The organism is Streptomyces sp. Alt3 (assembly GCF_030719215.1).
In the GTDB taxonomy this organism is placed as follows: Bacteria; Actinomycetota; Actinomycetes; order Streptomycetales; family Streptomycetaceae; genus Streptomyces; species Streptomyces glycanivorans.
Map to the genome: position 1 here is coordinate 5,028,117 of NZ_CP120983.1, position 21,235 is coordinate 5,049,351.

The 21,235-nt window shown below is 71.2% G+C and carries 18 protein-coding genes, 1 tRNA gene and 1 pseudogene; 12 read left to right on the forward strand and 8 right to left on the reverse strand.

Annotated features, from left to right (window positions below):
• The 6 genes and pseudogenes from P8A20_RS22170 to P8A20_RS22195 all read left to right on the forward strand — a co-directional run bounded on the left by P8A20_RS22170 (position 1) and on the right by P8A20_RS22195 (position 8,585).
• Entirely contained in the window at positions 1-975 is a 975-nt protein-coding gene (locus P8A20_RS22170; RefSeq protein WP_306104097.1) for a carbohydrate ABC transporter permease, read from the forward strand.
• Positions 972-1,820, forward strand: coding sequence for a carbohydrate ABC transporter permease (locus P8A20_RS22175; RefSeq protein ID WP_306104098.1), 849 nt, complete (start codon positions 972-974; stop codon positions 1,818-1,820). The genes P8A20_RS22170 and P8A20_RS22175 overlap by 4 nt, the downstream gene beginning before the upstream one ends.
• A gap of 1 nt (position 1,821) precedes the next feature.
• Positions 1,822-3,461 (forward strand): annotated as a pseudogene (locus tag P8A20_RS22180) (beta-N-acetylhexosaminidase).
• 249 nt (positions 3,462-3,710) lie between these two features.
• Positions 3,711-4,607 carry an FAD binding domain-containing protein gene (locus P8A20_RS22185; RefSeq protein ID WP_147963666.1) on the forward strand — a complete coding sequence of 299 codons (897 nt, stop codon included), beginning with the start codon at positions 3,711-3,713 and terminating at the stop codon, positions 4,605-4,607.
• Positions 4,604-6,175, forward strand: coding sequence for a 2Fe-2S iron-sulfur cluster-binding protein (locus tag P8A20_RS22190; RefSeq protein ID WP_306104099.1), 1,572 nt, complete (start codon positions 4,604-4,606; stop codon positions 6,173-6,175). Before P8A20_RS22185 ends, P8A20_RS22190 begins: the two co-directional genes overlap by 4 nt.
• A 76-nt stretch (positions 6,176-6,251) precedes the next feature.
• Entirely contained in the window at positions 6,252-8,585 is a 2,334-nt protein-coding gene (locus P8A20_RS22195; RefSeq protein WP_306104100.1) for a xanthine dehydrogenase family protein molybdopterin-binding subunit, read from the forward strand.
• A gap of 195 nt (positions 8,586-8,780) precedes the next feature.
• On the opposite strand, the gene P8A20_RS22200 is transcribed toward P8A20_RS22195, so the two are convergent.
• Positions 8,781-8,855, reverse strand: a tRNA-Cys gene (locus P8A20_RS22200).
• Between the two features lie 329 nt (positions 8,856-9,184).
• Between P8A20_RS22200 and P8A20_RS22205 the strand changes: the two genes are divergently transcribed.
• The 6 genes from P8A20_RS22205 to P8A20_RS22230 all read left to right on the forward strand — a co-directional run bounded on the left by P8A20_RS22205 (position 9,185) and on the right by P8A20_RS22230 (position 15,255).
• Entirely contained in the window at positions 9,185-10,654 is a 1,470-nt protein-coding gene (locus P8A20_RS22205) for an MFS transporter (protein ID WP_147963664.1), read from the forward strand.
• Between the two features lie 43 nt (positions 10,655-10,697).
• The gene (locus P8A20_RS22210; protein WP_147963663.1) at positions 10,698-10,898 is read left to right on the forward strand and encodes a ribbon-helix-helix protein, CopG family; all 201 of its coding nucleotides are present in this window, start codon (positions 10,698-10,700) and stop codon (positions 10,896-10,898) included.
• On the forward strand, positions 10,895-11,284 hold the full coding sequence (locus P8A20_RS22215; protein WP_147963662.1) for a type II toxin-antitoxin system death-on-curing family toxin: 390 nt from the start codon (positions 10,895-10,897) through the stop codon (positions 11,282-11,284). Before P8A20_RS22210 ends, P8A20_RS22215 begins: the two co-directional genes overlap by 4 nt.
• Before the next feature lie 150 nt (positions 11,285-11,434).
• Positions 11,435-13,216, forward strand: a complete 1,782-nt coding sequence (locus tag P8A20_RS22220) for a DEAD/DEAH box helicase (RefSeq protein WP_306104101.1) — start codon at positions 11,435-11,437, stop codon at positions 13,214-13,216.
• A gap of 532 nt (positions 13,217-13,748) precedes the next feature.
• Positions 13,749-14,390: an IclR family transcriptional regulator gene (locus tag P8A20_RS22225; RefSeq protein ID WP_147963660.1), complete on the forward strand. Its 642-nt coding sequence runs from the start codon at positions 13,749-13,751 to the stop codon at positions 14,388-14,390.
• 76 nt (positions 14,391-14,466) lie between these two features.
• Entirely contained in the window at positions 14,467-15,255 is a 789-nt protein-coding gene (locus P8A20_RS22230) for a S16 family serine protease (protein WP_306104102.1), read from the forward strand.
• Here P8A20_RS22230 and P8A20_RS22235 read toward each other — a convergent pair.
• The 7 genes from P8A20_RS22235 to P8A20_RS22265 form a co-directional block, all read right to left on the reverse strand.
• Positions 15,185-16,609, reverse strand: coding sequence for an MFS transporter (locus P8A20_RS22235; RefSeq protein WP_306104103.1), 1,425 nt, complete (start codon positions 16,607-16,609; stop codon positions 15,185-15,187). The two genes, P8A20_RS22230 and P8A20_RS22235, sit on opposite strands and share 71 nt — an antisense overlap.
• A gap of 2 nt (positions 16,610-16,611) precedes the next feature.
• On the reverse strand, positions 16,612-16,794 hold the full coding sequence (locus P8A20_RS22240) for a hypothetical protein (RefSeq protein ID WP_306104104.1): 183 nt from the start codon (positions 16,792-16,794) through the stop codon (positions 16,612-16,614).
• Between the two features lie 13 nt (positions 16,795-16,807).
• Positions 16,808-17,428 (reverse strand): ArsR/SmtB family transcription factor, encoded by a 621-nt coding sequence (locus P8A20_RS22245; protein ID WP_147963657.1) that lies wholly within the window; start codon positions 17,426-17,428, stop codon positions 16,808-16,810.
• Positions 17,429-17,504: 76 nt separating this feature from the next.
• Entirely contained in the window at positions 17,505-18,476 is a 972-nt protein-coding gene (locus tag P8A20_RS22250) for a glycine betaine ABC transporter substrate-binding protein (protein WP_147963656.1), read from the reverse strand.
• The gene (locus P8A20_RS22255) at positions 18,473-19,327 is read right to left on the reverse strand and encodes an ABC transporter permease (protein ID WP_147963655.1); all 855 of its coding nucleotides are present in this window, start codon (positions 19,325-19,327) and stop codon (positions 18,473-18,475) included. Before P8A20_RS22255 ends, P8A20_RS22250 begins: the two co-directional genes overlap by 4 nt.
• Complete coding sequence (locus P8A20_RS22260) at positions 19,324-20,595, reverse strand: betaine/proline/choline family ABC transporter ATP-binding protein (RefSeq protein ID WP_147963654.1); 1,272 nt, start codon at positions 20,593-20,595, stop codon at positions 19,324-19,326. The genes P8A20_RS22255 and P8A20_RS22260 overlap by 4 nt, the downstream gene beginning before the upstream one ends.
• Positions 20,588-21,235, reverse strand: a complete 648-nt coding sequence (locus P8A20_RS22265; RefSeq protein WP_014155996.1) for an ABC transporter permease — start codon at positions 21,233-21,235, stop codon at positions 20,588-20,590. Before P8A20_RS22265 ends, P8A20_RS22260 begins: the two co-directional genes overlap by 8 nt.

Below are 21,235 nucleotides of genomic sequence, written 5' to 3' on the forward strand. Positions count from 1 at the left end.
ATGACCGCGGACACCACGACACTCCGCAAGACCCCCGGGCGGCCCGGGGCGGGCGGGGTCACGACCCGCCCGCCCCGGCGCCGCCCGGCGTCCCCGGCACGGCGCTCCGGCTGGACCCCCTGGCTCTACCTGCTGCCCGCGCTCGTCCTGCTCGGCGGACTCCTCGTCTACCCGATCTACCAGCTGGGTCTGATCTCCTTCCTGGAGTACACCCAGGCCCAGGTCAGCGGCGGTGAACCGGCCACCTTCCAGGGCTTCGGCAACTACGCCACGCTCTTCGGTGACAGCCAGTTCTGGCAGGTGCTCCTCGCGACCGTGGTCTTCGCCGCGGCCTGCGTGCTCACCACCCTGTTCGTCGGCTGCGCCCTGGCCGTCCTGCTGACCCGGATCCGCGCCGTGCCCCGGCTCGCCCTCATGATGGCCGCGCTGGGCGCCTGGGCGACGCCGGCGATCACCGGGTCGACCGTCTGGGTCTTCCTCTTCGACCCGGACTTCGGCCCGGTCAACAAGGTGCTGGGACTCGGCGACTTCTCCTGGACGTACGGTCGCTACAGCGCCTTCGCCCTGGTGCTCCTCGAAGTGCTCTGGTGCTCCTTCCCGTTCGTGATGGTCACCGTGTACGCCGGCATCCGCGCGATCCCCACCGAGGTGCTGGAGGCGGCCTCGCTCGACGGTGCCTCGCAGTGGCGGATCTGGCGGTCGGTCATGGCGCCGATGCTGCGGCCCATCCTGATCGTCGTCACCATCCAGTCGGTCATCTGGGACTTCAAGGTCTTCACCCAGATCTACGTCATGACCAACGGCGGCGGCATCGCCGGCCAGAACCTGGTGCTCAACGTGTACGCGTACCAGAAGGCGTTCGCGTCCTCGCAGTACAGCCTCGGATCGGCGATCGGCGTCGTGATGCTGGTGATCCTGCTGGCCGTGACGCTGGTCTACCTGCGCCTGGTGCGGCGCCAGGGGGAGGAACTGTGAGTACACGTGCCCTGCTGCGCGTCCGCCTGCCCGGGAGGCTGGCGGCGGAGGCGGCTGCCCTCGTCATCGCCGCCGCGGTCGCGTTCCCGCTCTACTGGATGGTGCTCTCGGCCTTCAAGCCGGCGGGCGAGATCCAGTCCACCGAGGCCCGCCCCTGGACCCTGGCGCCCTCACTCGACTCCTTCCGCCGGGTTTTCGAACAACAGGAATTCGGCCGCTACTTCCTCAACAGTCTGGTCGTCGCCGGCACGGTCGTCATGGCGTCCGCACTGATCGCGTTCCTGGCCGCGACGGCCGTCACTCGGTTCCGCTTCAAGTTCCGCACGACGCTGCTCATCATGTTCCTCGTGGCGCAGATGGTGCCGGTCGAGGCACTGACCATCCCGCTGTTCTTCCTGATGCGGGACTTCGGCCAGCTGAACACGCTGGGATCACTGATCCTGCCGCACCTCGCCTTCTCGCTGCCCTTCGCGATCTGGATGCTGCGCGGCTTCGTCAAGGCCGTCCCGGACGCCCTGGAGGAGGCCGCCTACATCGACGGGGCGAGCCGCACCCGATTCCTGTGGCAGATCCTCTTCCCGCTCGTCTTCCCCGGCCTCGTGGCGACCAGCGTCTTCTCGTTCATCTCGACCTGGAACGACTTCCTCTTCGCGAAGTCGTTCATCATCAGCGACACCTCCCAGTCGACGCTGCCCATGGCGTTGCTGGTCTTTTTCAAACCCGACGAGAACGACTGGGGAGGGATCATGGCCGCCTCGACGGTGATGACCATTCCCGTGCTGGTCTTCTTCGTACTCGTACAGCGCCGTCTGGTCTCCGGACTGGGCGGGGCGGTGAAGGACTGACATGCACCATCTGATTCCGGCGCCCCTGCGCACCGCCGGCGACGACGGCCGGGAACTCCTCCTGGACGCGTCCACCACGATCACGGCCGGCCCCGGTACCGAGGGCACGGAACGCTGGCTGCGCTCCACCCTCGGGGCGGCCTACGGCCTGCCGTTCGCCCCCGCGGCCGCGGGGGCCGAGGAGGCCGCGAACACCGTCGAGCTGCGCGTCGACCCCGCCCTGGAGCCCGAGGGCTACCGGCTCACCGTGCGACCCGCCCGGGGCGTGCTGATCACCGGCGGGAGCCCCGCCGGGGTGTTCTGGGCGGCACAGACCCTCCGTCAGCTCCTCGGCCCCGAGGCGTTCCGTCGTGCGCAGCCGGCCCCGCCGCGCGCCCCCGCCTTCCCGCCACGGACATCGAGGACGGCCCGCGCTTCGGCTGGCGCGGTCTGATGCTCGACGTGGCACGGCACTTCACGCCCAAGGACGGCGTGCTGCGCATGCTCGACCTGCTGGCCGCGCACAAACTGAACGTCTTCCATTTCCACCTCACCGACGACCAGGGCTGGCGCGTCGAGATCAAGCGCTTCCCCCGCCTCACGGAGGTCGGAGCCTGGCGCGCGCGGACCAAATACGGCCACCGCGCGTCGGAACTCTGGGACGAGACACCGCACGGCGGCTTCTACACCCAGGACGACATCCGCGAAATCGTCGCCTACGCCGCCGAACGCCATATCCGGGTCGTCCCCGAAATCGACATCCCGGGCCACTCGCAGGCAGCCATCAGCGCCTATCCGGAACTCGGCAACACCGACGTCATCGACACCACCGCCCTTTCCGTGTGGGACACCTGGGGCGTCAATCCGAACGTACTCGCCCCCACCGACAACACCCTGAGCTTCTTCGAGGGCGTCTTCGAGGAACTGCTCGGCCTCTTCCCGGCCGACACCTCGCCGTTCATCCATGTCGGCGGTGACGAATGCCCCAAGGAACAGTGGAAGCAGTCGCCCACCGCGCAGGCCCGCATCGCGGAACTCGGGCTGGAGGACGAGGACGAACTCCAGTCGTGGTTCATCCGCCACTTCGACCGCTGGCTCACCGACCGGGGCCGCCGGCTGATCGGCTGGGACGAGATCCTGGAGGGCGGCATCGCCGACGGCGCCGCGGTGTCGTCCTGGCGGGGTTACGCGGGCGGGATCGCCGCCGCCGAGTCCGGGCACGACGTGGTGATGTGCCCCGAGCAGCAGGTGTATCTGGACCACCGTCAGGACGGCGGCCCCGACGAGCCGATGCCCATCGGGTTCGTCCGCACCCTGGAGGACGTCTACCGCTTCGAGCCCGTGCCGCCAGGCATCTCCGAGGAGGCGGCCGGGCACATCATGGGCACCCAGGCGAACGTGTGGACCGAGGTCATGCAGAACCGGCAGCGCGTCGACTACCAGGTCTTCCCGCGGCTCGCCGCCTTCGCCGAGGTCGCCTGGTCCCGGCTCCCGGCTTCCGGTGAGCGGGACTTCGCCGGTTTCGAAGGCCGGATGGAGACGCACTACGCCCGGCTCGACGCCCTGGGCGTCGACTACCGGCCGCACGCGGGCCCGCTTCCGTGGCAACGCCGGCCCGGCATCCTGGGTCGCCCGATCGAGGGACCACCCCCGATCGTGTGACCCGCGCCCCACATCCCGGCCAGGGGAACCGAATAAGTCGTACGAACTCTCCGAAGAGGTGCAATTCGTACGTCGGGAAGAAGCTTTGGCAAAGGTGACTTTTCCCCTGGTCGGGGACGGAATCTCCCTTCGTGGACCCTCGCGTCGGACAGCCCGGAAGATGTGCCAGAGTTGCCACGTCCCGGCCGTGAGCACGTACCGTACGGCGGACAGGCGGGACTGCCGGGACACCGGGAAGGGGCAGCTGGGTTGACCACGCACGCACCGCAGGCGACGCAGTCGGTGACGCTGCCGGCCTCGCTCGACGAGGCCGTGGCGGCTCTGGGCGCCATGCCCGCCGCCGTTCCCGTGGCCGGCGGCACGGACCTCATGTCGGCCGTCAACAAGGGCCTGCTGCGGCCCTCGGGACTGGTCGGCCTCGGCCGGATCAGCGAGCTCCGCGGCTGGCACTACCAGGACGGCCACGCCCTGCTCGGCGCCGGTCTCACCCATGCGCGCATGGGACGGCCCGACTTCGCCGCGCTGATCCCCGCACTGGCCGCCTCCGCGCGCGCCGCGGGCCCGCCCCAGATCCGTAACGCCGGGACGCTCGGCGGCAACATCGCCACAGCGGCGCCGACCGGTGACGCCCTGCCGGTGCTCGCCGCCCTGGAGGCCGAACTGGTCATCGCGGGCGCCGGGGGCTCCCGCCGTGAGATTCCCGTCTCACACCTGCTGGCGGGCCGCGAGATGCTCGAACCCGCCGAGCTGATCGGCTTCGTCCGCGTGCCGCTCCTGCACGCCCCACAGGTCTTCCTCAAGGCGACCGGCCGCACCGGTCCCGGCCGGGCCACCGCCTCCGTCGCGATCGTCCTGGACCCGGCCCGGCGCGGAGTGCGCTGCGCGGTCGGCGCGATCGCCCCGATGCCGCTGCGGCCGCTGGAGGCCGAGCGCTGGATCGCCTCCCTGATCGACTGGGACGGCGAACGCGGCCTGGCCCCCGACGCGCTGGCCGCCTTCGGCGAGTACGTCGCAGCGGCCTGCATCCCGGACCAGGCTCCACCGGACGACGGGAGCGAGGCACCTCCGCTGTCGCCCGCCGTCCTGCACCTGCGGCGCACGGTCGCCGCGCTCGCCCGACGCGCACTGGGGAGGGCACTGTCGTGAGCAATGAAGAGAACCCCGAGCAGCAGCACGGGCAGCCCGACCCGTACGCCGGCTGGACACCGACCCCGCAGGGCGGTGAGTACGACGCCGAGGCGACCGCCTTCGTCCACCTGCCCCCGGAGGACCTCGCGGCCCTCGGGAACGACCCGCTGGCCGCCCCCGGCCACAGCTACGTGCCGCCGATGATCCTGCCGCTGACCCCGGCGGCGGGTCTCGACCCCGCGGCGACGGGCAGCTGGGTCGTGCAGACGCAGAGCCAGCAGGAGAGGGCCGCCGACCGGTCCGCGAACGCCGAGGCCGCGCCGGAGACCGTGCACTGGCCCGACCCGAACCAGCAGCAGGACCCGTACCAGCAGCCGTACCCGGACACCTCGCAGTACGCGCAGACGTCGTCCACCACGGCCCAGTGGAACTTCACCGAGGCCGTCCCCGAGCCGGAGCCGGCCCCGGAGCCCGCCGGCCACACCGGCGAGTGGACCATCCCGGTCGCCAACGGTGACCTCCCGGAGGAGTCCGGCGAGTTCGCCGCCTCCGCGATGGCCTCCCAGTGGTACGCGGACGCGCCCCCGGCAACTCTGCCGGGCGGGGCCCCCGCGCCCTGGGCGACGCAGGAGCGGCCGGCCGAGCCCGTGCCCGCCGCGGAGGAGGCCCACGCGGGGTCCCCGGAGCCCGTGGAGGCCCTGGACGCCCCGGAGGCCACCGAGGCACCCCAGGAGACTCGGCAGGCCCCTGAGACGGCCCCGCAGGCCCCCGGACCCGAGGAGCCCGCGGAGGTTCCCGTCGGGGATGTCCCCGTCATGGAGGCCCCCGTCGCCGAGGCCCCCGCGGCCGAGGCACCGGAGGCGGCGCCCGAGGCGGAACGCGCGCAGGACCCCGAACCCACCCCGGGTCCCGAACCCACCCCGGGTCCCGAACCCACCCCCGAGCACGAGCTCGTGCCCCCCGAGGAGAGCACCGCTCCCGTCCTGCCGGACGGCCCCAGCGAGCACCCCTCGACCTCGTACCTCCTCCATGTGAACGGTGCGGACCGCCCCGTCAGCGACGCCTGGATCGGCGAGTCGCTCCTGTACGTGCTCCGCGAACGCCTCGGCCTCGCCGGCGCCAAGGACGGCTGCTCGCAGGGCGAGTGCGGAGCCTGCAACGTCCAGGTCGACGGACGCCTGGTGGCCTCCTGCCTGGTCCCCGCCGCCACGACGGCCGGCAGCGAGGTCCGCACCGTCGAGGGCCTCGCGGTGGACGGCGAACCGTCCGACGTGCAGCGGGCCCTGGCCGACTGCGGGGCCGTCCAGTGCGGTTTCTGCATCCCGGGCATGGCGATGACGGTCCACGACCTCCTGGAGGGCAACCACGCCCCCAGCGAGCTGGAGACCCGGCAGGCGCTGTGCGGCAACCTCTGCCGGTGTTCCGGCTACCGGGGTGTGCTCGACGCCGTACGCGACGTCGTCGCGGCCCGGGAGGCGACCGCCGAGACGGAGGCCACCGCACCGGACGACGCCGAACCGCGCATCCCGCACCAGGCCGCGCCCGGTGAGGGCGGCGTCCAGACGCACGAGGGAGACGTCCGGTGAACTCCGTGGCGTCCCCCGCACGACCGGTCACCCCCGACGACAGCCGTAGCAGCGGAGCGAACGACAAGGAGGCGGCGTGACCAGCGACGCAGCCACCGCGACCACCACCACGCGGACCACACCGCAGTCCGAGGGCGCGGAACCGGAGAAGGAAGTGCCCGCGCTCGGGCTGGGCGCCTCGCTGCCGCCCGCCGACACCCGCGCCAAGACCGAGGGCACGTTCCCCTACGCAGCCGACCTGTGGGCCGAAGGGCTGCTGTGGGCGTCGATGCTGCGCTCCCCGCACCCGCACGCGCGCATCCTGTCGATCGACACGACCGCCGCCGTCGCCATGCCGGGGGTACGCGCGGTCGTCACGCACGAGGACATCCCCGGAGACGGTTCGTACGGCCGCCGGGTCGTCGACCGGCCCGTGTTCGCCTCCGACCTCGTACGCCACCACGGTGAGGCGATCGCCGCGGTCGCGGCGGACCACCCCGACACGGCCAGGCTGGCCGCCGCGGCGATCGCCGTCGAGTACGAGGTGCTCGAACCGGTCACCGACCCCGAGAAGGCCTTCGCCGCCGAACCCCTGCACCCCGACGGCAACCTCATCCGCCACATCCCGCTGCGCTACGGCGACCCGGACACCGTCGGCGAGGTCATCGTCGAGGGCCTGTACCGCATCGGCCGCCAGGACCCGGCCCCGATCGGCGCCGAGGCCGGCCTCGCCGTGCCGCGCCCCGACGGGGGCGTCGAGCTCTACACGGCGTCCACCGACCCGCACACCGACCGCGACCTGGCCGCCGCCTGCTTCGGCCTCGACCCCGAGCACGTCAAGGTCGTCGTGACCGGTGTCCCCGGAGCGACCGGCGACCGGGAGGACCCCGGCTTCCAGATCCCGCTCGGCCTGCTCGCCCTGCACACCGGCTGCCCCGTCAAGCTGGCCGCCACCCGCGAGGAGTCCTTCCTCGGGCACGCCCACCGCCACCCGACCCTGCTGCGCTACCGCCACCACGCGGACGCGGAGGGCAGGCTGGTCAAGGTCGAGGCGCAGATCCTCCTCGACGCGGGCGCCTACGCGGACTCCTCGTCCGAGTCCCTCGCCGCCGCCGTGGCCTTCGCCTGCGGCCCGTACGTCGTCCCGCACGCCTTCATCGAGGGCTGGGCGGTCCGTACGAACAACCCGCCGTCCGGGCACGTCCGGGGCGAGGGCGCGATGCAGGTCTGCGCCGCCTACGAGGGCCAGATGGACAAGCTGGCGGCGAAGCTGGGCATCGACCCGGTCGAGCTCCGGCTGCGCAACGCCCTGTCCACGGGAGACATCCTCCCCACCAGCCAGACGGTGACCTGCCCCGCCCCCGTCGCCGAACTCCTCGGCGAACTGCGCGACTTCCCGCTGCCCGCGCTCCCCAAGGACGCCCCGGAGGACGACTGGCTGCTCCCGGGCGGCCCGGAGGGCGCCGGGGAGCCCGGGGCGGTCCGCAGGGGAGTCGGCTACGCCCTGGGCATGGTCCACATGCTCGGGGCCGAGGGGGCCGACGAGGTCTCCACGGCCACGGTGCGGGTCCACGACGGTGTCGCCACCGTCATCTGCGCTGCCGTCGAGACCGGCCAGGGATTCACCACGCTCGCCCGGCAGATCGTCCAGGAGACGCTGGGTGTCGAAGAGGTCCACGTGGCGGCGGTGGACACCGACCAGCCTCCCGCGGGCCCCGCGACGCACGGCCGCCACACCTGGGTCTCGGGCGGTGCGGTCGAACGCGCCGCCAGGATGGTCCGCACACAGCTCCTCCAGCCGCTGGCCCACAAGTTCGGCATGTCCACCGAGCTCCTCCAGATCGCCGACGGGAAGATCACCTCCTACGACGGTGTGCTGTCCACGACGGTCACCGAGGCCATGGACGGCAAGGAACTCTGGGCCACCGCCCAGTGCCGCCCCCACCCCACCGAACCCCTGGACGAGTCCGGGCAGGGCGACGCGTTCGTGGGTCTGGCCTTCTGCGCGGTCCGCGCGGTGGTCGACGTCGACATCGAGCTCGGCTCGGTCCGGGTGGTCGAGATGGCCGTCGCCCAGGACGTCGGCCGGATCCTCAACCCGTCGCAGCTGGCGACCCGCATCGAGGCGGGCGTCACGCAGGGCATCGGCGCGGCACTCACGGAGAACCTCCGCACCGCCCGCGGACTGATCCGGCACCCGGACCTCACCGGGTACGCGCTCCCGACGGCCCTGGACGCGCCGGACATCCGCATCGTCAAGCTGATCGAGGAACGCGACGTGGTGGCCCCCTTCGGCGCCAAGCCGGCCTCGGCGGTCCCGGTGGTCACGTCCCCTGCCGCGGTCGCCTCGGCGGTCCGTGCCGCGACGGGCCGCCCGGTCAACCGCCTTCCGATCCGCCCCCAGGCGGCGGTGGCCACGCCCAAGTCCTGAGCGGGGGCGGCGCCTCGCTCAGCAGGCGCCGTCCCCGACGGTGGCGGTGACGTCGTACTCGGTCAGGGTGCTGCCCGGCGTGGTCCCCCGTGGATCCGCTGATCACGTGCCCGGACAAGGGGCCGGATCCTACGTCCGCGCCCGGTGGCGGCAACGGCGCGGCGCCGGGCGGATGTTCCGCGCCGGCGCCGTGGGTGGAGACCGTGACCGGAATCGAACCGGTGTAACTCGAGTTGCAGTCGAGCCCCTGAGCCTCTCGGGCACACGGTCGAGGTGGTGTCGCTCTCCCCGTGCTCACGACCGTACGGCCGGGGCGCTGGCACCTCAAGGGACGCGGGCCTGCCGCAACGTGACTGCCACACGCCGTTCATGAACGACGGCAGGGCCGAGCCGCGACTCTCCGCGGCAGCGCTCGCGCACGCCCGGACACGGCAACGCCCGCCCTCGTGCTCAAGGGCGGTGGGCGGGGTGCGACGCGACCGCCGTACCGCCTTCCCGTACACGGGCCGGGCGAAGCTCCGGTCGTACGACCAAGGGACCAGCCGGATACCGCCCACCGACAGGGGTCACCCGCCATTGCGGCCCTTACTCTGGGGCTCATGACTGCCCTGGAACCCCGTGACGCCGAGGTCACGGCCGCCCTCGTGGAGACGACCACCGCACCCGTTCCCGCAGAGGGCGTGCTCGGGCGTACGTACAGGGCTCTCAGCATCGGCATCGTGTCCGTCGTCCTGCTCATCGCCTTCGAGGCGACCGCCGTCGGTACGGCCATGCCGGTCGCCGCCCGCGAGCTGCACGGCATCCCGCTCTACGCGTTCGCGTTCTCCGCGTACTTCACGACCAGCCTCTTCGCCATGGTGCTCTCCGGGCAGTGGGCCGACCGGCGCGGGCCGCTCGCGCCGCTGGCCACGGGGATCGGCGCGTTCGGGGTGGGGCTGCTGCTCTCCGGTACCGCGGGCGGTATGTGGACGTTCATCGCGGGCCGGGCCGTCCAGGGCATCGGCGGCGGTCTCGTGATCGTGGCGCTCTACGTGGTCATCGGGCGCGCCTATCCCGAGAGGATCCGGCCGGGCATCATGGCCGCGTTCTCGGCCGCCTGGATCGTGCCGTCCGTCGTCGGGCCGCTCGCCTCGGGGACCGTGACCGAGCACCTGGGGTGGCGCTGGGTCTTCGTGGGCATCCCGGTGCTCATCCTCCTGCCCCTCGGCCTCGCCCTGCCCGCGATCCGGCGGATGGCGGGCGGCCCCGCCGACGCGGAGGCCGCGGCGGAGCCCCTCGACGCCCGCCGCATCCGGCTCGCGCTCGGGATCTCGGCCGGTGCCGGGTTGCTCCAGTACGCGGGGCAGGAACTGAGGTGGCTGTCCCTGGTCCCGGCGCTCGCCGGGGCCGCCCTGCTCGTCCCCGCCGTGCGCGGACTGCTGCCCCGGGGCACCATGCGTGCGGCGCGGGGACTGCCCGCGGTGATCCTGCTCCGGGGGATCGCAGCCGGTTCGTTCATCGTCGCCGAGTCCTTCGTCCCGCTGATGCTGGTGACCCAGCGCGGGCTGTCCCCGACCCTCGCCGGCCTCTCCCTGGCGGCGGGCGGTCTGACCTGGGCGCTCGGCTCGTGGGTCCTGGCCCGGCCCCGGCTGGAGCAGCACCGGGGCGCTCTCATGGTGATGGGCATGGTGCTCGTGACAGCGGCGATCGTCGCCGCGCCGAGCGTGCTCATCGAGGCGGTGCCGGTCTGGACCCTGGCCGCGGTCTGGGGCGTCGGATGCTTCGGCATGGGCATCGTGATCGCGTCGACGAGCGTGCTGCTGCTGAAGCTGTCCGCGCCGCAGGACGCGGGGGCGAACTCCGCCGCCCTGCAGATCTCCGACGGGCTCGCCAACGTGCTGCTGCTCGCGGCGGGTGGCGCGGCCTTCGCCGCCCTCGGAGGTGGCGCGGTGGGCGCGGCGGCGCACGGTGCCGTGGGTGGAGGCACGGCAGCGGCGCATCCGGGCGCCTTCACCGTCGTCTTCCTGCCGATGGCGGCGGTGGCGCTGGTGGGGGTGTGGGTGGCGAGCCGGGTGCAACCCCACGAATAGACAATGGTACTGATGTGACCCCACGCGATGGTACCGTTTTGGTATGGCTATGAACCTGCGTCTCCGCGAGGATCAGACCGAGGCACTCAAGCAGCGGGCCGAGCAGGAGGGCACCAGCATGCACGCGATACTGCTGAAGGCTGTGGACGACTACCTGGCTCGGACGGCGCAGGAGGCCATCGTTCGCAAGACCGCCAAGGAGCAGGCCGCCAAGTGGGGCGAGCTCATGGACCGTCTGAAGTGACCTGCGTCTATCTCTCGTCCGAGGACATCCTGGTCATTGCGGGGTATGCCTGCGCCGACATGCAGATCGTCGTACGGGACGCCGGGCTTCTCGAATCTGCTGCGCACCGCCCTTCCGCGGCCATGTTCGGCGAAGAGGCGTACCCGGACGTGATCGACAAGGCTGCGGCTCTCCTGCAGTCCCTTGCGATCAATCATCCGCTTTTCGACGGGAACAAGCGTATGGCCTGGCTGTCCTGCGTCTCGTTCCTGGCGATGAACGGAGTGGACCTGCGTCCGGACATCGATGCGGCGGAACGCCTGGTCATCGCGGTGGCGACCGGTGAGACCGACGAGGTGAAGGTCATCGCCCAGGGGCTGCGCGAGCTGGTCGTCGCCAAGGTGTGACCGCTGTCGCACTATCCTCCCGGGCGGCGTCGCCCAGGAAGGTCCGGCGCCGCCCGCCGGTAGGGTGGCCCGGTTGTCGTATCGCGTACGGGCTGCCCGCGGCCCGCACGGACAGCGCCCCACGTACCCGAGTGCCCCGAACCGGAGACCGTGACTACTACCGCCTCCCACCACCTCTCACCCGCCTTTCCCGGCCGCGCCCCCTGGGGGACCGCCGGGAAGCTGCGAGCCTGGCAGCAGGGTGCCATGGAGAAGTACATCCAGGAGCAGCCGCGCGACTTCCTCGCGGTCGCCACCCCCGGCGCGGGCAAGACCACCTTCGCGCTGACCCTCGCCTCATGGCTGCTGCACCACCACGTGGTGCAGCAGATCACCGTCGTGGCGCCCACCGAGCACCTCAAGAAGCAGTGGGCGGAGGCAGCCGCACGCATAGGGATCAAGCTGGACCCCGAGTACAGCGCGGGTCCCGTGAGCAAGGAGTACCACGGGGTCGCGATCACGTACGCCGGTGTCGGCGTACGCCCCATGCTGCACCGCAACCGCTGCGAGCAGCGCAAGACGCTCGTGATCCTCGACGAGATCCACCACGCCGGTGACTCGAAGTCCTGGGGCGAGGCGTGCCAGGAGGCCTTCGACCCGGCGACCCGGCGCCTCGCCCTCACGGGTACGCCGTTCCGGTCCGACACGAACCCGATCCCGTTCGTGGCGTACGAGGAGGGCAACGACGGCATCCGCCGCTCCTCGGCCGACTACACCTACGGCTACGGCAACGCCCTCTCCGACGGCGTCGTGCGTCCCGTGATCTTCCTCAGCTACAGCGGCAACATGCGCTGGCGCACCAAGGCCGGGGACGAGATCGCCGCACGGCTCGGCGAGCCGATGACCAAGGACGCCATCGGGCAGGCCTGGCGCACGGCGCTCGCGCCGACCGGTGACTGGATCCCCAACGTGCTGGCCGCCGCCGACAAGCGGCTGACCGAGGTGCGCAAGGGCATCCCGGACGCCGGCGGGCTCGTCATCGCGACGGACCAGGATTCGGCGCGCGCCTACGCCAAGATCCTCAAGTCGGTCACCGGGGAGAAGCCGACGGTGGTCCTCTCCGACGAGAAGGCCGCGTCCAAGAACATCGACAAGTTCAGCCAGGACGGGTCGCGCTGGATGGTCGCGGTACGGATGGTGTCGGAGGGCGTCGACGTGCCGCGTCTCGCGGTCGGCGTCTACGCGACGACCATCTCCACCCCGCTGTTCTTCGCCCAGGCGGTCGGCCGTTTCGTGCGGTCCCGGCGGCGCGGCGAGACCGCCTCGGTGTTCCTGCCGACCATTCCGATGCTGCTCGACTTCGCCAACGAGATGGAGGTCGAGCGCGACCACGTGCTCGACAAGCCGAAGAAGGGCAGCGACGAGGAGAACCCCTTCGCGGAGGAGGACCAGCTCCTCGCCGACGCGGAGAAGCTGGAGGACGAGGAGACCGAGGACCAGCTGCCCTTCGAGGCCCTGGAGTCCGACGCGGTCTTCGACCGGGTGCTGTACGACGGCGCCGAGTTCGGCATGCAGGCGCACCCGGGCAGCGAGGAGGAGCAGGACTACCTCGGCATCCCCGGCCTCCTGGAACCCGACCAGGTGCAGCTGCTGCTCCAGAAGCGGCAGACCCGGCAGATCGCCCACAGCCGCCAGAAGCCGGCCTCGGAGGCCGACCTCCTGGAGAAGGCCGCGGAGGAGCGGCCGGTGGTCACGCACAAGAAGCTGCTGGAGCTCCGGAAGCAGCTCAACACGATGGTGTCGGCGTACACGCACCAGAGCGGCAAGCCGCACGGCGTGATCCACACGGAACTGCGGCGGGTGTGCGGCGGCCCGCCGAGCGCGGAGGCGACGGCCGGACAGATCCAGGACCGGATCAAGAAGGTCCAGGAGTGGGCCACGCGGATGCGCTGAGTCCGGCCCGAGCGGCCCGGTGCGCGGCGGACGTCCGTCCGCGCACCGGGTTCCGGGGCCGGCCCATGGCGCGCCGGCCACCCAGGGAAGGGCACGCGGAGCCGTGCGACCGCCTCGGTGCGAGAGGCGCGCGAGGGCGTCGGCAGGCGTGTGCCGGGGTGCCGGGCGCCGGGGTCGGAAATTTTTTTGCGTTGCTCATTCACTGTGGGTTAACAATCGTTCACATGTGATGCACGGAGCGTTGCCGCCGAGTCACCCGACTAGAACGCGCGTAGATGTTCGCGTTCCGGACGGCCCGCCGCTGACCGGCGGTTATGCCGCACCGTTCTCGGGGGCGCCCGGATTCTGGACGAGGGCTTCCGCTGAGCGGACCCTCTCGCTAATCTCCCCGAAACATGAACGCCCCGTGGCAATGTGGCCGCGGAGCGCAGCCGGTGCCATGGCCAGTCGGCGGCCTCTCGGTGCGTCGCCGTGGGACCGGCGTCGGCACCCCTGAGACAACCGCCCCGCTCACCACGAGGGAGAGGGCGTCGTGACCGCGGAGACTTCTCAGACGCTCGACCGGGGACTGCGTGTCCTCAAACTGCTCGCCGATACCGATCACGGCCTGACCGTCACCGAGTTGTCGAACAAACTCGGCGTCAACCGCACCGTGGTCTACCGACTGCTCGCCACCCTGGAACAGCACGCGCTCGTCCGGCGCGACCTGGGCGGCCGGGCCCGAGTAGGCCTGGGCGTGCTGCGCCTCGGCCGCCAGGTGCACCCGCTCGTCAGGGAGGCGGCGCTGCCCGCGCTGCGTTCCCTGGCCGAGGACATAGGGGCCACGGCGCACCTCACGCTCGTCGACGGGTCGGACGCGCTCGCGGTCGCCGTCGTCGAGCCGACCTGGACCGACTACCACGTGGCCTACCGGGCCGGCTTCCGGCACTCCCTGGACAGGGGCGCGGCGGGCCGGGCGATCCTCACCGCCCGGCAGAAGACGGCCGGCCACCCGGGCTACACCCTCACGCAGGGCGAGCTCGAGGCGGGGGCCTGCGGGGCCGCCGCTCCGCTGGTCGGGGTCTCCGGCGTGGAGGGCAGCGTTGGTGTGGTGATGCTCGCGGACGCCGTACCGGAACGGGTCGGGCCGCGGGTCCTCGACGCGGCTCGTGAGGTCGCCGACGCGCTGCGCTAGAGACAAGGCCCGACGTCGTCGTCCCCGACCGCACGGGCGGTCGGGGACGAAGGCGAGCGGCGGTTAGATTGGTCGGGTGGCCATTCGTCTCTCCCGCCCCCGCGCCCTCGCCCTCTGTGCGCTGCCCGTCCTCGCACTGTTCGGCACGGCGGCCTTCGCTCCCCTGCCGTTCACCGTGGCGCAGCCCGGCAGTACCGCCGACGTCCTGGGGGACGACAAGGGGAAGCCGGTCATCACGATCAAGGGCACGCCCACCCGGACCACCGAGGGCGAGCTGAGGATGACGACGATCCTGGCGACCGCGCCCACCGCCGACGTCGGTGTCGGGGACGTCGTCGACAGCTGGTTCAGGACGGACCGGGCGGTCATGCCGCGCGACTCCGTCTACCCGACAGGCGGCTCCGAGAAGGAGATCGAACGGCACAACCTCCAGGACATGGAGAAGTCGCAGAACGTCGCCGTCGACGCGGCCCTGGAGTACCTGGACAAGAAGCCCGGCTCCGTGGACGTCACCCTGCACCTCGCCGACGTCGGCGGTCCCAGCGCGGGCCTGTTCTTCTCCCTGGGCATCATCGACAAGCTGGTCGGCAACGGCTCCGGCGGTGACCTGACCGGCGGCCGTACCGTCGCGGGTACGGGGACGATCGAGGCGGACGGCACGGTCGGCGCGGTCGGCGGGGTCTCTCTCAAGACGCAGGCCGCCCGGCGCGACGGTGCGACCGTCTTCCTCGTCCCGAAGGCCGAGTGCAAGCAGGCCGAGGCCGAGCAGCCCGACGGTCTGCGGCTCATCCCCGTCACGACACTGACGAGCGCGGTGTCATCTCTGCGGGCCCTGGACCAGGGGGGCAAGGTCCCGAGCTGCTGACCTGCGGCTGCTGCTCAGGGCCTGAACCCGGGTCCGGACCTGAAGCCGGGCCGGAACCCGGCTCCGGACCTGAATCCGGCTCCGGCTCCGAACCCGGTCCGCCGGTCCGCTCCTTCGGGCCCTCCATGTCCCGCCACGCCGGGAGGACCAGCGGGCTCAGTGTCGCGAGGAAGTACACACCGCCCATCGCCAGCAGCGCCCCCGTCGCGCCCGCCCCCTCCACCAGCAGGCCCGCCGCGAGGCCGCCGACGGGCATGGCGAGCTCGCAGCCCGCGGTGAGCGCACCGGACACCCTGCTGCGCAGCTCCTCGGGGACGCGTTCGTACGTCACCGTCGTCAGGATCGGGTTGAGCATGCCGCCGGCGACGCCGCCCAGTGCCATCGTCACCGCGAGCGGCAGGGTCGTCCCCGTCAGCGCGGCGACCAGGAACCTGGGGGCGCCGCACAGCACCACGCACACCGAGAAGACGGCCCGCCTGGAGAACCGGTGGCCCACCGCCCCGTAGAGCAGGGCCCCGGCCAGTCCGCCCGCCCCGAACAGAGCGGTGAGCAGCCCCAGGTCCCTCGCCCCGCCCAGCTCGCCCTCGGCGTGCACGGGCAGCAGGACGGCGTTCCAGCCCTGGTCCGTGCCGTTCATGAACATCACCATGACGACCACGGCAAGCAGAAGCCTGTTGCCCAGCAGGTAGGCGTACCCCTCCCGGAGTTCGGCGCGGTACGTCCGCAGCGAGACCGGGGCCGCGTCCCTGCGGGGCTCGGCCGCGCGGACCCCGCGTACGCCGGCCGCCACCAGCAGGGCCGACAACGCGAACGTGGCGGCGTCCAGCAGCAGTACCGTCTCGGCCCCGGCGACAGCGATCAGCACACCGGCGAGTGCCGCGCCGACCATGCGGGCGCCGCGCGACACCGCGTCGAAGAGGCTGGCGGCGCGGGCGAGGGTGGTGCCCGCGTGTTCGGCGAGGTCGGGGACCAGGACGTAACGCGCGGTGTTGCCGGGGGTGTGCGCGAGCCCGTTCAGCGCCATCAGCGCGCACAGCATCCAGAATTCGAGTGCGCCCGCGTGGTGCAGCAGGGGAACGGCGCCGACGGCCGCACCGCACACCGCGTCGGAGGCGACGGAGACCCGCCGCCGGCCGATCCGGTCGATGACGGGCCCGCCGATCAGGGCGGCGACGACGATCGGCAGGGTCGCGCAGAAGGCCACGACACCGGCCCGGCCCGCACTCCCCGTGGTCTCCAGGACGAACCACGGCACGCCGATGAGGGTGAGCGAAGTTCCCGCTGTCGATATGGAGTTGGCAGCCAGGACTGCGGCGAGCGGCGTACGGCGCCGAACCGGCTTCCCCCCGTCCACGGTCAGGCCGTTCTGGCGGCGCGGGCGGGGGCGGGCCTGGCCTGTGCCAGACGCAGGCCCAGCTCGACCATCGCCCAGCCCACCCGGTGACGCATCCCCGGGCGCACCGCGCGCAACGCGGCCGCCTCCCGGCGCAGTTCGGAGGACCGGTGGGCGTGCAGCAGGAAGTGGATGTCGCTGTGCATGACGGTGATCCCCTCAGTCGGTGGGGCGCGGGAACACGTGCAGGTGGGTGCGGACCACGGCCGACCCCTCGGCGTCCTCGGGGACACGGCCCCGGTAGCTGTTCACCAGCTCATGGATCTTCTCCGTGAGCTCCAGGGAGAGTTCCGGTGTGAGGCGCAGCTTGAAGTCACTGAGGTCGAAGGTCCGGCGCCATTCCTCGGACCAGTCGCCCATCGTCCCGAGCCAGGTGTTCAGCTCCTGGGTGTGCGTGGTCGCCACCTCGTGGAGGACGACCCCGATGGCGCCGCGCACCTCGGGGTCCGGGTGCTGGAGGAAGTTCTCGCCGCGCCCGAAGACCGTGCCCGAGTGGACGGCCTTCCACCACCGCTCGCGCCCCTTCCCGCGCTCCGGGTCGTCCTCGACGAAGCCGTACGCCGCCAGTTGGCGCAGGTGGTAGCTGGTGGCCCCGCTGGACTCGCCGAGCCGGTCGGCGAGTCCGGAAGCGGTGGCCGGGCCGAACTCCCGCAGGGCGTTCAGCAGTCGGATGCGCAGCGGGTGGGCGAGACCGCGCAGGGTGCGGGTGTCGACGTGGTGGAGCCTCGGGTCGTCGGAGGTGTAAGGGGTCGGCCGTTCCTCGGGCACGTTCGCAGGCATGGCACGACCATAAAGTTGCAAAGACAGCTTTGCAACACTCTTTTTGCAGAGACTTCTTTGGAAGCCCGGCTTCCGCTCAGCCCTCCTTGATGAATCCTTCCTTCAGCAGCCAGTCCTTCGCGACCTCGTGAGGGTCCTCCCCGTCCACGTCCACCTTGGAGTTCAGCTCCTGTGCGAGCTGGGTCGTCAGCTTCTCGGTGACCGGCGCCAGCAGCTCCGCGATCTCCGGGTACTTGTCCAGGGTCGCCGTGTGGATGGCCGGCGCGGCGTTGTAGTTGGGGAAGAACTGCTTGTCGTCCTCCATGACGTCCAGGTTCATCGCCTTGATCCGGCCGTCCGTGGTGTACACCTCGCCCAGCAGGCAGGAGTCGGACTTCGACACCTGGGTGTAGATGATCCCGGCGTCCATCTTCTGGATGTTCGAGGCGGGCAGGCTCATCCCGTACTTCTTCTGCATGCCGGGAAGCCCGTCGTCGCGGGAGGCGAACTCGTTCTCCACGCAGACCGTCACGGCCTTCGGGTCCTTCTTCGCGAGCGCGGCCACGTCCGACAGCGTCTTCAGGTGGTACTTGGCGTTGTTCTTCTTGCTGATGGCCAGGGCGTAGGTGTTGTCCAGGGTGGACGGCGGGAGCCAGGTCACCCCGTTGCCCTTGTCCTCGTCGCGGACCACCTCGTACTGCTTCTGCGGGTCGACGACCGGCTCCGCGTGGCCCAGGTAGGTGATCCAGGCCGTGCCCGTGTAGTCGTACAGCGCGTCCGCCTCGCCCTTGACGACCGCCTCCCGGGCGCTGATCGACCCGGGCAGGTTCGTCCGGTCCAGGACCTCGGCACCGGCCGCCTTGAAGAGCAGGCCGATGATCTGCCCGAGGATGATGTTCTCGCTGAAGTTCTTCGAGGTCACCGTCAGCGACGCGCCCTTGAGCGGCTGTCCCTTTCCGAGCGACCCCGGTCCCACGTCGTCCACCAGCGGCGATCCGCTCTTCAGCCCGCACCCCGTGAGCAGGAGGGCGAGCGCGGCCGCCGATGCCAGGCCCGTACGTACCCTCACGCTTCCTCCAGTCCGCGCGGCGTCAGCCACAGTTCGGCCAGCGACGCCAGCCAGTCCACCAGCAGCGCCAGCACCACCGTCAGCACGGAGCCCAGCACCAGCACGGGCATGCGCTGCGTCTGGATCCCGGAGGTGATCAGGTCGCCGAGTCCGCCGCCGCCCCCGAAGGTGGCGAGCGTCGCCGTGCCCACGTTGAGCACCAGCGCCGTCCGCACGCCCGCGAGGATCAGCGGGACCGCGAGGGGCAGTTCGACCTTGGTGAGGGTGCCCATCGCCGACATTCCGATGCCCCGGGAGGCCTCGACGAGTGTCGGCTCGATGGCGTTCAGGCCTGCCACCGTGTTGGAGAAGACCGGCAGCACCGCGTAGATCACCATGCCGATGATCGCGGTCGACGGGCCGATGCCCAGCCAGATCACCAGCAGGGCCAGCAGCCCGATCGCGGGTGTGGCCTGTCCGATGTTCGCGAGGGTCGTGACACCGGGGGCGGCCTTCCTCAGGCCGCGCCGGGTCATGGCGATGCCGAGCGGGATCGCGATGATCAGCACCCAGAAGGTGGAGATCGCGGTCAGCCTGACGTGCTGCCACCAGCGGACCTCGACGGTGTCCCCGGCCAGCGAGTTCTTCGCGATCGAGTCGAGTTCGACCTGGGAGATCCACAGGTAGGTCGCGACCAGGACGACCGCGCAGACGGCCGGCACCAGCACGAGCTTCTGCCAGGTGACCCGCCGTGCCGGCGCCGGCTGCGGCGGGGAGGGCTCCGCCTCCTCGTCACGGAAGGCGTGTCCGCCGACGTCGTGCTCTCCGGGCGGTCGTGATCCCTTGGGGGGAGCCTGATGACTGGGGGTCATAGCCCGCTGCCACCGCCCTCCTGCTCCTGCTCCGTCCGGTGGACGCGCAGCTCCTCCAGGTCGTGCTCGTGCTCCATGGCGGCGAGGCGGTCGGCCTCCAGCAGCTCCTGGACGGAGTTCATCAGGGTGTGCATGTCGACGACGCCGATGAACTCACCACGCCGCCCCGTCACCGCGACCCGCCCGCCGCTGTCGGTCAGGACCGCCTCCAGCGCGTCGTGCAGCGTCGCGTCCCGGGTCACGGTGTCGTGCACCAGCTGACCGGCCCTGGCGAGCGAACCCTTGGCCCGCATCAGATCGCCGCGCCGAAGCCACTTGTAGGGCCGGTTGCGGCGGTCCAGCATCAGCAGCTCGTTGTGCCGGCCGTCCCGCAGCTTGTTGAAGATCGACTGGAGCGGGTCCTCGACGTTCACCGTGGGGAAGTCGGCGATCCCCACGTCCCGCACACGGGTGAGGTTGAGCCGCTTCAGCGCGGCGCCCGCGCCCACGAAGCCGGAGACGAAGTCGTCCGTCGGGTTGGTGAGGATGGCCTCGGGGGTGTCGAACTGCGCGATGTGCGAACGCTCCCGGAGCACCGCGATCCGGTCGCCCAGCTTGATGGCCTCGTCGAAGTCGTGGGTGACGAAGACGATCGTCTTGTGCAGTTCGTGCTGGAGCCGGATCAGCTCGTCCTGGAGGTGGTCGCGGGTGATCGGGTCGACCGCCCCGAACGGTTCGTCCATCAGCAGCACCGGCGGGTCGGCGGCCAGGGCCCGTGCCACTCCCACGCGCTGCTGCTGGCCTCCGGAGAGCTGGCGCGGATAACGCCCGTGGAACTCCCGGGGGTCCAGCCCGACCAGGTCGAGCATCTCCTCGACCCGGTCCTTCACCCCGGACTTCGACCAGCCGGTCATCTTCGGCACGAGGGCGATGTTCTCCGCGACCGTCATGTGCGGGAAGAGACCGGAGGACTGGATGGCGTAACCGATCTTGCGGCGCAGCTTCACCGGGTCCATGTCGGTGACGTCCTCGTCGTTGATCCTGATCCGCCCGGACGTCGGCTCGATCAGGCGGTTGATCATCTTGAGGGTGGTGGACTTCCCGCAGCCGGAGGGGCCCACGAGGATGACGGTCTCACCGGCCTTGATGTCCATGGACACCTCGTCCACGGCCGGGGCGGGGCTGCCGGGGTAGGACTTGCTGAGGTTCTCCAGCTGGATGGTGGCGCCGGAGGTGGAGGCGGGGCGGGGCGGACCCGACTCCGTCGACCCGATCGCGGTCTCAGGCACGGATCCCCCTAGGGATGGTGAGCCGTCCGAGGAGCACGTAGGCGGCGTCGAAGAGCAGAGCGAGGATGACGATGCCGATCGTGCCGGCAAGGACCTTGTTGATGGCGTTTGCGCTTCCCAGTGAGGCGAGGCCCCCGAAGATCTCGTTGCCGAGTCCGGGGCCCGAGGCGTAGGCGGCGATGGCGGCGATGCCCATCAGCATCTGGGTGGAGACCCGGATGCCGGTGAGGATGGGCGGCCACGCGAGGGGCAGTTCGACCTTGAGGAGCCGTCGTGTCCTGGACATCCCGATGCCCTTGGCCGCGTCGACGAGCGACGGGTCGACCCCGCGCAGCCCGACGATGCAGTTACGGACGATGGGCAGCAGCCCGTACAGCGTCAGGATGATCACGGTGGGCGGGACTCCCAGGCCGACCAGGGGGATCAGCAGACCGATCGCGGCGAGCGAGGGAATGGTGAGGATCGCCGAGGTGGACGTGATCGCCAGGGAGCCGCCCCAGTTGCTCCGATAACTGACGACACCGATCAGGACGCCGAGAAGAGTGGCGATGACCATGCACTGGAATACGGCGCTGGCGTGCTGATACGTGTCGGTGAGCAGTTGCTGGTGGCGGGTGCCCACATACTCCCAGAAGTTCAC